Source organism: Delftia sp. ZNC0008, assembly GCF_000799035.1.
Taxonomy (GTDB): Bacteria; Pseudomonadota; Gammaproteobacteria; order Burkholderiales; family Burkholderiaceae_C; genus Comamonas; species Comamonas tsuruhatensis.
In genome coordinates this window covers 1-14371 of record NZ_JTKZ01000374.1, presented here as the reverse complement: position 1 = coordinate 14371, position 14371 = coordinate 1, and the positions used below count along the sequence as shown (strand labels likewise).

Sequence of the window (14371 nt, the reverse complement as noted above, 5' to 3'; positions counted from 1 at the left end):
GTGCAGTACCGAACTCAGGCCTTGAGCCGCTAGCTTCCAACCGTCCAACTTCTTGGGGTCAGTTCATGCCGGGCGTTTTCTTTGGTCAGCACGCGGATAACGCGGCAGTCAACGCAGTTGCGCGATGGCCAGTGCGGCCTCTGGTACCAGGCAGGGGCCCCGATAGATCAGGCCGCTGTAGATCTGGACCACATCGGCGCCCGCCCGGATCTTGCTGACCGCATCTTCGCCGCTGAGAATGCCTCCCACGCCGATGATGGGGTAGCGGCTTCCCAGCGCAGAGCGCAGTTGGCGGATGACCTGGTTGCTGGCCTCCAGCACCGGCGCGCCGGAAAGGCCGCCCGTTTCTTCGGCGTGGGGCAGGCCCTTGACGGCATCCCGGCTGATCGTGGTGTTGGTGGCGATCACGCCGTCCATGCCGTGGCGCTGCAGCGTGGTGGCGATGACGCCGACCTGCTCCTCATCCAGGTCGGGTGCGATCTTCACGAACACCGGCGCCCGCTTGCCGTGCTGCGTGGCCAGTCGCTCGCGCCGCTCGGCAATCGCTCCCAGCAAGGCATCCAGCGCTTCGTCGCTTTGCAGGGCACGCAGATTCTTGGTGTTGGGCGAGCTGATGTTCACCGTCACGTAGTCGGCATGCGGGTAGACGCCATCGAGCGCCTTGAGGTAGTCGCTGGTGGCTTCTTCGATGGGCGTGCTGGCGTTCTTGCCGATGTTCAGCCCCAGCAGCATGGGCTTGCCCATGGCGCGGGCCTGTGAGCGCTTGACGTTGCTCAGGAATGCATCGAGGCCTTCGTTGTTGAAGCCCAGTCGGTTGATCAGCGCATTGCGTTCGGGGATGCGGAACATGCGCGGCTTGGGGTTGCCGGGCTGCGCGCGCGGAGTCACGGTGCCCACCTCGACGAAGCCGAAGCCCATGGCGGCCAGCGCATCGATACAGCGTGCGTTCTTGTCCAGGCCTGCAGCCATGCCGACGCGATTGGGGAACCTGAGTCCGGCAAGCTCGACGGGATCACTCACCATGGGTTGGGCCCAGGCCTGCTGCAGGAGCGTGTTCTGCCCCTTTGCCATCAGGTTCATCGTGAGATCGTGGGCGGATTCGGGGTCCATGCCGAAGAGAAAGGGACGGGTCAGGGCGTAGGGGATCAAAGACATGGGGATAATCGAAGGATTACCTGGATTTTCCCTCATGACGACATCTGCTGCCTCTTTTTCCCAAGATGAACTCAAAGCCCTGGTCGGGCAAGCCGCTCTGGCCTACGTAGTGCCCGGCGAAATCGTCGGCGTCGGCACGGGCTCGACGGTCAACAAGTTCATCGATGCGCTGGCCACCATCAAGGACCAGATCCCTGGGGCCGTGTCCAGCTCCGTGGCCAGCACCGAGCGCCTGAAGGCGCTGGGCATCAAGGTGCTGGATGCCAACGAGGTGGACCGCCTGTCGGTATACATCGATGGCGCCGACGAGATCGACGGCCGGGGCTACATGGTCAAGGGCGGGGGCGCGGCACTGACGCGCGAGAAAATCGTTGCGGCGCTGGCCGAGCGCTTTGTCTGCATCGCCGATGCCTCCAAGCGCGTCGAGGTGCTGGGAGACTTTCCGCTGCCGGTGGAGGTGATTCCCATGGCTGCTGCCCAGATTGCCCGGCGTTTCGAGGCCAGGGGTGGCCGGGCCGAGATCCGCATGAAGGACGGCGCTCCTTTGGTGACGGACAACGGCCAGCACATTCTTGATGTGCGCGGCCTGAAGATTGCTGAGCCGCTGGCCTTTGAGTCCGAGGTCAACCAGTGGCCCGGCGTGGTCACCGTGGGCGTTTTTGCGCACCAGAAGGCATCGGTCTGCCTGCTGGGCACGCCTGAAGGCGTGCAGACGCTCGACTACTGAGGCAGGAACCCGGTCCTGGCCTCTCGGCTGCTAGCCGATGCTCTCGAACACCGCAGCGCCTGCGGTCCAGACGAGCAGGGCCATACCACCGAGACACAGCGCGCGCAATGAGGCTTGCGTGCGCTGTTTTTTGATGCGCTGAATGAGCCAGGTGACGGCCGCCAGCCCGGCGTAGATGGCAAAGAAGCCAGCCGTCGTCATGTAGTAGGCCAGGCGGTTGAGACCGTTGCCCAGGCCTCCGTCATGCATGAACCACAGCGTGATCAGGCAGGGCACCAGCACCAGGCAGGTTAGCCGCAACGGCTCTCGCCACGAAGGCCTTGCCACCAGTACCCACCCGATGAGCGCAGGCAGGCCCACAAGAGTGCCCAGCCTGGCCAAGGTCCAGGCCACGTCGGACAGCATGGAATCCACGGCCGGGCTCCTGACTGCGGCAGTGTCTGCCTAGAAGCTCAGGCCTGCGGGGTTGTCGCTGGTGCGTGCACCAGGCGCGGGGGCGGGTATGGGGGCGCGCCTGTTTGCCTGCTCCACGGCGGTGGGTGCTGCGGCGGGCGCTGATGCGGCGGGTGCGGCAGGCTTGGGTGTGGTCAGGGGCTGCGCGGGTGGCCGCTTGTACTGGGCAGGCAGCTGGGAGCTTGCGGGGTAGCCTGCGGCATCCAGGTACTGCGTCCATTCGCTGGAGGAGAAGCCGGTCAGAAACTGCTTGCCGATGGTGGCAAACGGCAGTCCGGTCTGCCCGCTGAGCTTGTTCAGGGCTGCCGCGTCCGCCTCGGTCTGCACCAGGCGCTCGGCATAGGGGATGCCCCGGGACTGCAGCAACTGACGAGCGCTATCGCAAGGCGTGCAATCGGACGAGGAGTACAGCGTCACTGGAAAGCGGCTCGCAATCTGGCGCAGCGCATAGGGCAGGCCTGCGTTGCTGTCCGAGGCGCCCGCCACTGCCTGGGCGGCGGGCGCTGCCTGCTGCTGTGCGCTTTGGGCGGGGCGGTCCGAGAAGGTGACTTTTCCATCCGGCCCGACGATACGGTAGACCTGCTGTGCGGCGGCTGGCAGCGCGGCGGCAAGGCAGGCGAGGGCGAGGCATGGCATCAGGTGGCGCAGGGCGCCGTGGCCAAGGCTGGGAGAAGACTGCATGGACGATCTCGGTTTCGGAAGAAGGGTTTCGTGCCGGGGCGGCGACCACTCGCCGGATGGATGCCCGCACAGGAGTGCCTGCAAGCATAGCGTGCCATTCATCCTGGGCCATCTTCTGGAGTCGCAGGATGTGGCTGCGCGCATCCGGTGGAGTTGCCGGGCCAGGAAAAAGCGCCCCATCGGGGCGCTGCAGACCGGGTTGCCAGGCTCAGGCCTCGGCCATGCCCTGGTGGCGCAATAGCGCGTCCAGCTGGGGTTCGCGGCCACGGAAGGCCTTGAACGACTCCATCGCCGGGCGGGATCCGCCGGCTTCAAGAATGGCCTCGCGGTAGCGGCGGCCTGTCTCGGGGTTGGGGGTTCCATCGGCCAGCATGGTTTCCTCGAAGGCCGCATAGGCATCCGCCGAGAGGACTTCGGCCCACTTGTAGCTGTAGTAGCCCGCTGCGTAGCCGCCTGCAAAGATGTGGCTGAAGGTATGGGCCGAGCGGCTGTAGGCGGGCGAGGGCAGCACGGCCACTTCGGCGCGAACCTGGGCCAGCAGCGGCATGATGTCGGCCTTCGGATCGTGCTCGGTGTGCAGCAGCATGTCGAACAGCGAGAACTCGATCTGGCGCAGCGTCTGCATGCCCGACTGGAAGTTCTTGGCCGCGATCATCTTGTCGTACAGTGCGCGCGGCAGTGGCTCGCCCGTGTCCACGTGGGCGGTCATGTGCTTGAGCACTTCCCACTCCCAGCAGAAGTTTTCCATGAACTGGCTCGGCAGTTCCACCGCGTCCCATTCCACGCCCGCGATGCCCGAGACATCGCGCTCGTTGACCTGGGTCAGCATGTGGTGCAGGCCATGGCCTGTCTCATGGAACAGCGTGATCACGTCATCGTGCGTGAGCAGGGCCGGCTTGCCGTCAACGCCGGTGGCAAAGTTGCAGACCAGGTGCGCGACCGGCGTCTGCAGCTTGTGGCTGTCGGGGCGCAGCCAGCGGGTGCGTACATCGTCCATCCAGGCGCCGCCGCGCTTGCCCGAACGTGCGGGCTGGTCCAGGTAGAACTGGCCGACCAGTTGGGGGCCTTGCGGCGTGCTGCGCTCGATGCGATAGAACTCGACAGCGGGATGCCACACCGGCGCCACGTCGCGGCGGATGGCCACGTCGAACAGCGTCTCCACGATCTTGAACAGGCCGGCCAGCACCTTGGGGGCGGGGAAATATTGCTTGACCTCTTGCTCGCTGAAGGCATAGCGCGCTTCCTTGAGCTTTTCCGAGATATAGGCCCAGTCCCAGGGCTGGGGATCGGCCAGGCCCAGTTCCTTGCGTGCAAAGCTGCGCAGGTCGGCGACATCCTTTTCGGCATAGGGGCGGGCGCGGTGCGCGAGGTCACGCAGGAAGTCGATCACCTGCTGCGGCGAATGCGCCATCTTGGGAACCAGCGAGATCTCGCCGAAGTTGCGGTAGCCCAGCAGCTGCGCCTCTTCCTTGCGCAGGGCCAGTATTTCGGAAATGTTGGCCGTGTTGTCGAAGCGGCGGGCATCGCCCTCTGCCTGGTCGGAGGCGCGTGTCACATAGGCGCGGTAGAGCTTCTCGCGCAGCGCGCTGCTGGTGGCGAACTGCATCACGGGCAGGTAGCAGGGCATCTTCAACGTGAGCTTGAAGCCTTGCTTGCCTTCGGCTTCGGCGGCGGCACGGGCTGCCTGGCACACGTCCTGGGGCACACCGTCCAACTCATCGGCCGTGGCGTAGTAGGCAAAGGCATCGGTGGCATCCAGCGCGTTCTCGCTGAACTTCTGCGTGAGTTCGGCCGAGCGTTCCTGAATCTTGGCAAAGCGCAGCTTGGCTTCACCCTGCAGCTCCGCGCCAGACAGCACGAAATTGCGCATGGCATGGTCCCAGGCGGCGCGCTGCTCCACGTTGAGCGTGGCAGGGTCGATGGCCTTGTACTTGGCGTACAGCCGCTCGTCGGCGCCCAGGCGCGTCCAGAACTCGGTGACCTTGGGCAGGGATTCGTTGTAGGCAGCGCGCAGCTCGGGTGTGTCGGCCACGCTGTTGAGGTGGCTGACGGCGCCCCAGGCGGTCCCCAGCTTCTCGGTGGCGACATCGAGCACGGCGGAGATCGAATCCCAGCGCGCGGGGAAGTCAGGTGCCGTGACGGTCTCCAGGGCCTCGCAGGCCCCGGTCAGAAGATGGTCGATGGCCGGGCCGACGTCGGCGGGGCGGATGCGATCGAACAGGGGCAGGTCGGAGGATTCGAGGAGGGGATTGCTCATGCGTGTCAGATGCCGTCGGGTGCATTGAAATCAAGCGGCTCCCCGGGGAGCCGCCCGATGCTTGTCAGCTCCTGGTCAGCCGGCGGCGCGCTCGGCCGCCTCCATGGTGTTGACCAGCAGCATGGTAATCGTCATGGGGCCGACGCCGCCCGGCACGGGGGTGATGAAGCCGGCCACTTCCTTGACGCCGTCAAAGTCCACGTCGCCGCAGAGCTTGCCTTCGTCGTTGCGGTTCATGCCCACGTCGATGACCACGGCGCCAGGCTTGCACATGTCTGCGGTCAGCACATTGCGCTTGCCCACGGCGGCGACCACGATGTCGGCCTGGCGCGTCATGGCGGCCAGGTCCGCCGTGCCGCTGTGGCAGATGGTGACGGTGGCATTGGCGGCCAGCAGCATCATGGCCATGGGCTTGCCGACGATGTTGGAGCGGCCGATGACCACGGCGTGCTTGCCGCGCAGGTCCTTCATGCCGATGGATTCGAGCATCTTCATGCAGCCATAGGGCGTGCAGGCCTTGAAGCCGACTTCGCCCACCATCAGCGCGCCGGCGCTGGCCACGTGAAAGCCATCCACATCCTTGAGCGGCGAGATGGTCTCGATGACCTTGTGGTCGTCGATGTGGGCGGGCAGCGGCAGCTGGACCAGGATGCCGTGGATGTCGGGGTCGTTGTTCAGCGCCTCGACGCGGGCCAGCAGTTCGGCTTCTGTCATCGAGGCGTCGTACTTCTCCAGCACGGAATGAAAGCCTGCGTCCTCGCAGGCCTTGACCTTGTTGCGCACATAGACCTGGGAGGCCGGGTTGTCGCCGACCAGGACCACGGCCAGGCCGGGCGTGGTCCCTCGGGCCTTCAGGGCAGTGGCGCGCTGTGCGACTTCGGCACGCAGTTGGCGGGAGAGGGCGTTGCCGTCGATGAGTTGGGCTGTCATTGCAGTGGATACCAAAATAAAAATGCTGCTAGGGCTTGTTGGTCAAGCGCTAGCAGCCCTTTGAAGAAAGCAGGGGATGGCGTCGGTGCTTATCCTGCGACGGCCGCCTTGGCCGCCGCAGCGGTCTGGCCCTGGCCCAGGGCGATCTTGAGCAGGTCGGCCACAGTGTTGGCGTTGAGCTTTTCCATGATGTTGGCGCGGTGCGCCTCCACGGTCTTGATGCTGATGCCCAGGTCGTCGGCGATCTGCTTGTTCAGGCGGCCGGCGACGATGCGCTCGAGCACCTGGGCTTCGCGGCTGGTCAGCTTGGCCAGCAGGGCGTCGCGGCTGGCGGCCTGCTGGTGGCCGGCAAAGGCTTCGCGGGCATGGTCCAGCATGCGCTCGACCAGGTTCAGCAGTTCTTCCTCGTTGAACGGCTTCTGGATGAAGTCCAGTGCGCCCTTCTTCATGGTGTTCACCGCCATGGGCACGTCACCGTGGCCGGTGATGAAGACGATGGGCAGGGGAGACTTGCGTTCGATCAGTCGGTCCTGCAGTTCCAGGCCGGTCATGCCGCCCATGCGGATGTCGACGATGAGGCAGGCGATTTCGCGTGGGTCGTAGCGCGAGAGGAAGGTCTCGGCCGAGTCGAAGCAGCGCACACGATAGTCCTTGCCCTCCAACAACCATTGCAGCGAATCACGAACCGCTTCGTCGTCATCAACTACGTACACAGTGCCTTTTTTGGGGATCAAGCTCATGCAATCGTCCTTGTTGTGGGTTCAATGGTCGCTGCCGGCGTTGTCGCGTCGCCCGGCGGGGCCAGCGGCAGCCAGAATGAAAATCGGCAGCCGACAACCTCGGAACCATTGTAGAGGTTCTCGGCACGCATACGGCCCTGGTGGGACTCGACAATGCTGCGGCACAGATTCAGGCCCATGCCCATACCTTCGCTCTTGGTGGTGAAGAAGGCCTCGAAGAGGCGCTCCAGCACCTCGGGCGGCAAGCCCTTGCCGGTGTCCTGCACGTTGAATTCGATGACGCGCTGGTCCTCGATGGTGCGCGGCACCACGCGCAGTTCCACGTTGCGCTGGTGGCTGGGGCGGCCCGATTGCTCGATGGATTCGGCGCCGTTCTTCATGAGGTTGACCAGCACCTGCTCGATGAGGATGGTGTCGGCCATGATGGCCGGCATGCGCTCGGCCACGTGGTAGGTCAGCTGTACATTGCGGCGGCGCAGCTCGATGCCGGCCAGCTCCACCGCCTCGCTGACCATGTCGGTGACCTGGGCCAGGGTGCGGTTGGGTTCGCTGCGCTTGACGAAGGAGCGTATGCGCAAAATGATCTGGCCCGCGCGCTGCGCCTGGTGGGCGGTCTTCTCCAGCGCGAACTTCATCTGCTCCTCGGTCAGCGTGCCTTTTTCGAGGCGCGTGAGCATGCCGCTGCAGTAGTTGCTGATGGCGGTCAGCGGCTGGTTGAGTTCGTGGGCCACGCTGGAGGCCATCTCGCCCATGGTGATCAGGCGGCTGACGGACTGGGCGTGCTCGGCCTGGCGATCGGCCTGCTCCTCGGCCAGGCGGCGCGGCGTGATGTCGGTGGCGATCACCATCTGCGCCAGGCGTCCGTCCACCCAGCTCAGGTAGCGCGAGCGCACTTCCAGCCACTTGCCCAGTTCGGGCAGATAGATCTCGGCGTTCTCGCTGCGTGCGCTGGTCAGCGAGTCGGTGGGCAGGCCCATCAGGCCATCCTCATCGTCCATGCCCTGCGGCTGAGAGCGCACGGGCAGCACGCCGGCCTGGGCGACGAGCTGCAGATGGCCATCGGTCTGCGAGCCGAACCATTGCCGGTACAGCTTGTTGGCGAACAGCAGCTCGGCGCTGCCAAGCGGGGCGACGGACACCGAGGCGTCCAGCGCCTCCAGCACGATGGTGAAGCGCTCATAGGAGGCCGACAGTTGCTCGCGGATGCGGTTGGGCTCGGTGATGTCGGTCATGGACGACATCCAGCCCGTGTGCTGGCCATGGGCGTCGATCAGCGGCGAGACATACAGGCGCGCATCGAACTGCGTGCCGTTCTTGCGCTGCACGCGCACCTGAAAGCCCCCGACGATGGTCTTGCCCGAAAGCTCTTCGCGCAGCTTGGAGTGCAGGTTGTCGTAGTCGTTGTCGGGCCAGTAGGAATAGGGCGGCATCTGGCCGACGAGTTCGGATTCGCTCCATCCCGTCATCTGGCAGAAGGCGGCGTTCACGTAGGTGATGCGGCCTTGCAGGTCCAGCGCGCGCATGCCGGTGAGCACCGAGTTCTCCATGGCGCGGCGGAAATTGGTTTCGGCAACCAGGGCTTCCTGCGCGCGCTGGCGGCGTCGCGTGTGGCGCCAGGTGGCCAGCAGCAGCCATGCCGTCATCGCGCTGAGCGTGCCCACCAGCCAGAACAGGCCGCTGCCCACCACGCCCAGCGAGGTGCGGTAGGCCTGTGCGCGCAGCACCAGACTGTTGCCCACGGGGGCGACCGGAGCCTCGTCCTCATTGGCCACCGTGCGCCAGCGCAGCAGGTCGGTGGCATTTTGCTTGCGCGGCGTCAGCGGTGTGCCGGCCAGAACCTGGCCCCGGCTGTCGAGCATGGTCATGGCATAGCGGGCCATGATTTCGGTGGGCGTGCCGTAGCGCAGCAGGCTGTCCACGGAATACTCGCCCAGCAGCTCGCCGATGTAGCGGCCGTCCTGCGCCAGCGGCACATGCAGCTGCAGCAGCGGCGCGGCCTCGCCCTTGTGGGCCAGGCCTTGCACGTAGATGGGCTGCTGCATCTCGCGCGCGAGCTGGTAGGCCTCCAGGGCGTCACCGGCGCGCAGGACCTCGCGGGGGATGCGCAACTGGTCGCTGCTCACGGTGGGGGCGGACTGGCTGGCCAGAATGCGGCGTTGGGAGTCGATCCAGGTGATGGACTGCAGTTCGGGATACTGGCTGATGAGCGCTTCCGCGCGGCTGGCGAAATCGGACTCGGCCAGATCGTGGTTGCTGATGTCGCGCGCCATGCGCATCAGTTGCTCCTGGCGCTCCAGCAGGCGCAGGCGCACGCGCTGCTGGGCATATTCCACGTCGCGGTGCAACGCTTCCTTCTCGCGGTCGATCTCCTCCATGCGCAGATACCAGAACGACGCGACGATGGCGGCCATGAACATCAGTACGGCGGCCAGCGGGGCGAGTGCCGCAAAGCGGTCCTGGCGCGTGGGGGAAAGACTGCGCCACCAGCTGCGCCACCAGCGCACTGGCGCGGCCACGCCTGCCATGGGGGCAGGGCTGTGCGTGCCGTGCTCGGAAGGGGAGGATTGCATGCGCCCAGTGTAGGGGAGAGTCTGACTGTTTTTAAGGAGTATTGGAGTCGCCACGCAGGCGCTTCGGCGACGTTCTTTGAGGTCTTCACTGTATGTGCGTTTGCAGCAAAATTTCAAATTATGAAATCAAAAAGCACCATTTGAAATTCGAAAAAAGTATGCGACACTCGCCGAGCATTGAGGCAGTGAATCGGTATCTTCAAGTTCGCCAGACAGGGTCTGTGCCGCGCAAGGCGTGGTGAACTACCCGCCTGCGATGGCGCGCTGCGCCGCTCACTGGTTCGACCCCAAGACGCTACCTTCTGCAAGGAGACATTCCCATGACAGCTCAGACTGACCCGCAAGGCAATGCAGGCGTTCCCGCCGGCCTGGACCAACAAGAATCGCGCGAATGGATGGACGCACTGTCGGCCGTCATCGACCGTGAAGGCGCTGAATATGCGCACAAGCTGATCGAGGACCTGCTCGAACATGCACGCCAGAACAGCGTGGACATGCCCTTCTCGGCCAACACCGGCTACGTGAACACCATCGAGGCCTCGCAGGAAGCGCGCTGTCCCGGCAACCTGGAAATCGAAGGCCGCCTGCGCGCCTACATGCGCTGGAACGCCATGGCCATGGTGGTCAAGGCCAACCGCCTGCACCCACCCGAAGGCGGTGACCTGGGTGGCCACATCGGCTCCTTCGCTTCGCTGGCCAACATGTTTGCGGCCGGCTTCAACCACTTCTGGCACGCCGAAAACGAAAACCACGGTGGCGATTGCCTGTACATCCAGGGCCACGTCTCGCCCGGCATCTATGCCCGCGCCTATCTGGAAGGCCGCATCTCCGAAGAGCAGCTGCTGAACTTCCGCCAGGAAGTGGACGGCAAGGGCCTGTCCAGCTACCCGCACCCCAAGCTGATGCCCGAGTTCTGGCAGTTCCCCACGGTGTCCATGGGCCTGGGCCCGCTGATGGCCATCTACCAGGCGCGCTTCCTCAAGTACCTGCACGCCCGCGGCATTGCCGACACCGAAAACCGCAAGGTCTGGGTCTTCTGCGGCGACGGGGAAATGGACGAGGTCGAGTCGCTGGGTGCGATCTCCCTGGCCGCCCGCGAAAAGCTGGACAACCTGATCTTCGTGATCAACTGCAACCTGCAGCGCCTGGACGGTCCGGTGCGCGGCAACGGCAAGATCATCCAGGAACTCGAGGGCGAGTTCCGCGGCTCCGGCTGGAACGTCATCAAGCTGCTGTGGGGCAAGGGCTGGGACGAGCTGCTGGCCAAGGACAAGGACGGCGTGCTCAAGAAGATCATGGCCGAGTGCAACGACGGCGACTACCAGTCGTTCAAGGCCAATGACGGCGCCTACGTGCGCAAGAACTTCTTCGGCCGCGATCCGCGCGCGCTGAAGATGGTCGAGCACATGAGCGACGACGAGATCTGGAACCTGCGCCGCGGCGGCCACGATTCGCAGAAGGTCTATGCGGCCTTCCATGCGGCCAACTCGCACAAGGGCCAGCCCACCGTGCTGCTGGTCAAGACCGTCAAGGGCTTCGGCATGGGCAAGATCGGTGAAGGCAAGAACACCGTTCACCAGACCAAGAAGCTGGGCGACGAGGACATCAAGGCCTTCCGCGACCGCTTCAACATCCCGATTCCCGACAGCCAGATCGCCGACCTGCCTTTCTACAAGCCGGCCGACGACACGCCGGAAATGCGCTACCTGCACGAGCGCCGCAAGGCCCTGGGCGGCTACCTGCCGCACCGCCGCGTCAAGGCCAGCGAGCAGTTCACGGCGCCTGCGCTGGACACCTTCAAGGCCATCCTCGAAGCCACGCCCGAAGGCCGTGAGATCTCGACCACGCAGGCCTATGTGCGTTTCCTGACGCAGCTGCTGCGCGACAAGGAAATCGGCCCACGCGTCGTGCCCATCCTGGTGGACGAGGCACGTACCTTCGGCATGGAAGGCCTGTTCCGCCAGATCGGCATCTACAACCCCGCTGGACAGCAGTACACCCCGGTCGACAAGGACCAGGTGATGTACTACCGCGAGGACAAGGCTGGCCAGATCCTGCAGGAAGGCATCAACGAAGCCGGCGGCATGAGCAGCTGGATCGCGGCAGCCACGAGCTACAGCACGAGCAACCGGATCATGATCCCGTTCTACGTGTACTACTCGATGTTCGGCTTCCAGCGCATTGGTGACCTGGCCTGGGCGGCCGGCGACATGCAGGCGCGCGGCTTCCTGCTGGGCGGCACTTCGGGCCGCACCACGCTGAACGGCGAAGGCCTGCAGCACGAAGACGGCCACAGCCACATCCTGGCCAACACCATTCCCAACTGCGTGAGCTACGACCCGACCTTCGCCCACGAAGTCGCCGTGATCATGCAGGACGGCCTGCGCCGCATGGTGCAGGAGCAGGAAAACGTCTTCTACTACATCACGCTGCTCAACGAGAACTACGCCATGCCCGGCCTCACGCCTGGCACCGAGCAGCAGATCATCAAGGGCATGTACCTGTGCAAGCCCGGCCAGAAGGTGCCGGAAAGCGGCCTGCGCGTGCAGCTGCTGGGATCGGGCACCATCCTGCGCGAATCCTTCTTCGCCCAGGAACTGCTGCTGGCCGATTGGGGCATTGCCGCCGACGTGTGGAGCTGCCCCAGCTTCAACGAACTGACCCGCGACGGCCAGGAAGCCGACCGCTGGAACCTGCTGCATCCGCTGGAAACGCAGAAGGTGCCCTTCGTCACGCAGCAGCTGCAGTCGCACAATGGCCCGGTGATCGCATCCACCGACTACATGAAGGCCTACGCCGAGCAGATCCGTCCCTATATGCCCAAGGGCCGCACCTACAAGGTGCTGGGCACCGACGGCTTCGGCCGTTCGGACTTCCGCCGCAAGCTGCGCGAGCACTTCGAGGTGGACCGCCACTACATCGTGGTCGCCGCACTGCGCGCGCTGGCCGAAGAAGGCAAGATCAACGCCACCACCGTGGCCGAGGCGATCGCCAAGTACGGCATCAAGGCCGACAAGATCAACCCGCTGCACGCCTGAGTAAGAACGGGAGACACCTATGGCATTGGTAGACATTCAAGTTCCGGACATCGGCGATTTCGATGAAGTCGGTGTGATCGAAGTGCTGGTCAAGGCCGGCGACCAGATCAAGGCCGAGCAATCGCTGATCACCGTCGAGTCCGACAAGGCATCGATGGAGATTCCGTCCAGCCACGCCGGCGTGCTCAAGGAGCTGCGCGTGAACCTGGGCGACAAGGTCAAGCAAGGCAGCATCATTGCCGTGATCGAGACCGCAGACGCTGCGGCACCGGCACCGGCACCGGCAGCTGCTGCCCCGGCTCCCGTGGCAGCGCCTGCATCTGCTGCGCCTGCATCTGCGCCTGCGCCGGCCGCTGCTCCCGCTGCCGCGCCTGCGGCCTCGGGCGCCGCCACGCAGATCGATATCAAGATTCCCGACATCGGCGACTTCAAGGACGTGGCCGTGATCGAGATGCTGGTCAAGGTCGGCGACACCGTGACGGCAGAGCAATCGCTGTTCACTGTCGAATCCGACAAGGCCTCGATGGAGATCCCCTCGCCCGCAGCGGGCACCATCACGGCGCTGACGCTCAAGATCGGCGATACGGTCAACGTGGGCGACGTGGTCGGCCAGATGAGCGTGCAGGGCGCTGCCGCGCCTGCAGCCCAGGCTGCGGCCCCGGCACCTGCTGCTGCAGCCCCTGCACCGGCAACTGCGGCCCCGGCCGCTGCAGCTCCGGTGGCTGCCGCTGCACCTGCACACAACCCCACCGTGGCGCCCACCGGCAAGCTGCCCCATGCATCGCCCTCCGTGCGCAAGTTCGCCCGCGAACTGGGTGTGCCGCTGGACGAGGTCAAGGGCTCGGGCAACAAGGGCCGCATCACGGCCGACGACATCCAGGCTTTCACCAAGTCCGTCATGGCCGGTGCCGTGCAGACCAAGGCCCAGGCTGCGGCGGCTCCCAAGGGCGGCTCCGGCGGCGGCGCCGGCCTGGACCTGCTGCCCTGGCCCAAGGTGGACTTCGCCAAATTCGGCCCGGTCGAGCGCAAGGACCTGTCGCGCATCAAGAAGATCAGCGGCGCCAACCTGTCGCGCAACTGGGTCATGATCCCCCACGTCACCAACAACGACGAGGCCGACATCACCGACCTGGAAGCTTTCCGCGTCTCCACCAACAAGGAGAACGAGAAGAGCGGCGTCAAGGTGACCATGCTGGCCTTCGTGATCAAGGCGGTGGTCGCGGCGCTCAAGAAGTTCCCGGAGTTCAACGCCTCGCTGGACGGCGACACCCTGGTCTACAAGCAGTACTTCCACATCGGCTTTGCGGCAGACACGCCCAATGGCCTGGTGGTGCCCGTGCTGCGCGATGCCGACAAGAAGGGCATCCTGCAGATCAGCCAGGAAATGGGCGAGCTGGCCAAGAAGGCCCGCGACGGCAAGCTCGGCGCTGCCGACATGCAGGGCGGCTGCTTCTCGATCTCGTCGCTGGGCGGCATCGGCGGCACGAACTTCACCCCCATCATCAACGCCCCGGAAGTGGCCATCCTCGGCCTGTCCAAGGGCCAGATGAAGCCCGTGTGGGACGGCAAGCAGTTCGTGCCGCGCCTGACGCTGCCGCTGTCGCTGTCCTATGACCACCGCGTCATCGACGGTGCCTCGGCCGCGCGCTTCAACGCCTACCTGGGTCAGGTGCTGGCGGACTACCGCCGCATCCTGCTGTAAACGGAGGCCCGACACATGGTAATCATCGACATCAAGGTGCCCGACATCGGCGACTTCGCCGAAGTGGGCGTGATCGAACTGCTGGTCCAGCCCGGTGACACCGTGGCCAAGGACGCGG

Annotated in this window: 11 protein-coding genes; 4 read left to right on the top strand and 7 right to left on the bottom strand. The window is 65.1% G+C overall.

What is annotated here, in order from left to right; all coding sequences use genetic code 11:
- Positions 1 to 108: 108 nt before the first annotated feature.
- Positions 109 to 1155 (bottom strand): quinone-dependent dihydroorotate dehydrogenase, encoded by a 1047-nt coding sequence (locus L995_RS12395; RefSeq protein WP_047472041.1) that lies wholly within the window; start codon positions 1153 to 1155, stop codon positions 109 to 111.
- A 34-nt stretch (positions 1156 to 1189) separates the two neighbouring features.
- Here L995_RS12395 and rpiA point away from each other — a divergent pair, with 34 nt between their 5' ends.
- On the top strand, positions 1190 to 1882 hold the full coding sequence (rpiA, locus tag L995_RS12390; RefSeq protein WP_026062503.1) for a ribose-5-phosphate isomerase RpiA: 693 nt from the start codon (positions 1190 to 1192) through the stop codon (positions 1880 to 1882).
- Between the two features lie 30 nt (positions 1883 to 1912).
- On the opposite strand, the gene L995_RS12385 is transcribed toward rpiA, so the two are convergent.
- From L995_RS12385 to L995_RS12360, 6 genes are all read right to left on the bottom strand, one after another.
- The gene (locus L995_RS12385) at positions 1913 to 2287 is read right to left on the bottom strand and encodes a hypothetical protein (protein WP_231574416.1); all 375 of its coding nucleotides are present in this window, start codon (positions 2285 to 2287) and stop codon (positions 1913 to 1915) included.
- Between the two features lie 39 nt (positions 2288 to 2326).
- Positions 2327 to 3016: a glutaredoxin family protein gene (locus L995_RS12380; RefSeq protein WP_047472039.1), complete on the bottom strand. Its 690-nt coding sequence runs from the start codon at positions 3014 to 3016 to the stop codon at positions 2327 to 2329.
- A 208-nt stretch (positions 3017 to 3224) separates the two neighbouring features.
- Positions 3225 to 5273, bottom strand: coding sequence for a M3 family metallopeptidase (locus tag L995_RS12375; protein ID WP_017405846.1), 2049 nt, complete (start codon positions 5271 to 5273; stop codon positions 3225 to 3227).
- A 75-nt stretch (positions 5274 to 5348) separates the two neighbouring features.
- Positions 5349 to 6203, bottom strand: a complete 855-nt coding sequence (gene folD, locus L995_RS12370) for a bifunctional methylenetetrahydrofolate dehydrogenase/methenyltetrahydrofolate cyclohydrolase FolD (RefSeq protein WP_016447109.1) — start codon at positions 6201 to 6203, stop codon at positions 5349 to 5351.
- Positions 6204 to 6292: 89 nt separating this feature from the next.
- Positions 6293 to 6943, bottom strand: coding sequence for a response regulator transcription factor (locus tag L995_RS12365; protein WP_012205807.1), 651 nt, complete (start codon positions 6941 to 6943; stop codon positions 6293 to 6295).
- Positions 6940 to 9513 carry a PAS domain-containing sensor histidine kinase gene (locus tag L995_RS12360; protein WP_016447108.1) on the bottom strand — a complete coding sequence of 858 codons (2574 nt, stop codon included), beginning with the start codon at positions 9511 to 9513 and terminating at the stop codon, positions 6940 to 6942. Before L995_RS12360 ends, L995_RS12365 begins: the two co-directional genes overlap by 4 nt.
- 320 nt (positions 9514 to 9833) lie before the next feature.
- On the opposite strand from L995_RS12360, the gene aceE reads away from it, so the two are divergent.
- The 3 genes from aceE to L995_RS34660 all read left to right on the top strand — a co-directional run.
- Complete coding sequence (aceE, locus tag L995_RS12355; protein ID WP_016447107.1) at positions 9834 to 12551, top strand: pyruvate dehydrogenase (acetyl-transferring), homodimeric type; 2718 nt, start codon at positions 9834 to 9836, stop codon at positions 12549 to 12551.
- Positions 12552 to 12570: 19 nt separating this feature from the next.
- Complete coding sequence (aceF, locus tag L995_RS12350) at positions 12571 to 14253, top strand: dihydrolipoyllysine-residue acetyltransferase (protein ID WP_047472037.1); 1683 nt, start codon at positions 12571 to 12573, stop codon at positions 14251 to 14253.
- Between the two features lie 15 nt (positions 14254 to 14268).
- Positions 14269 to 14371 (top strand): biotin/lipoyl-containing protein (locus L995_RS34660; protein ID WP_156136051.1); only part of this gene is annotated, 103 nt, incomplete at its 3' end.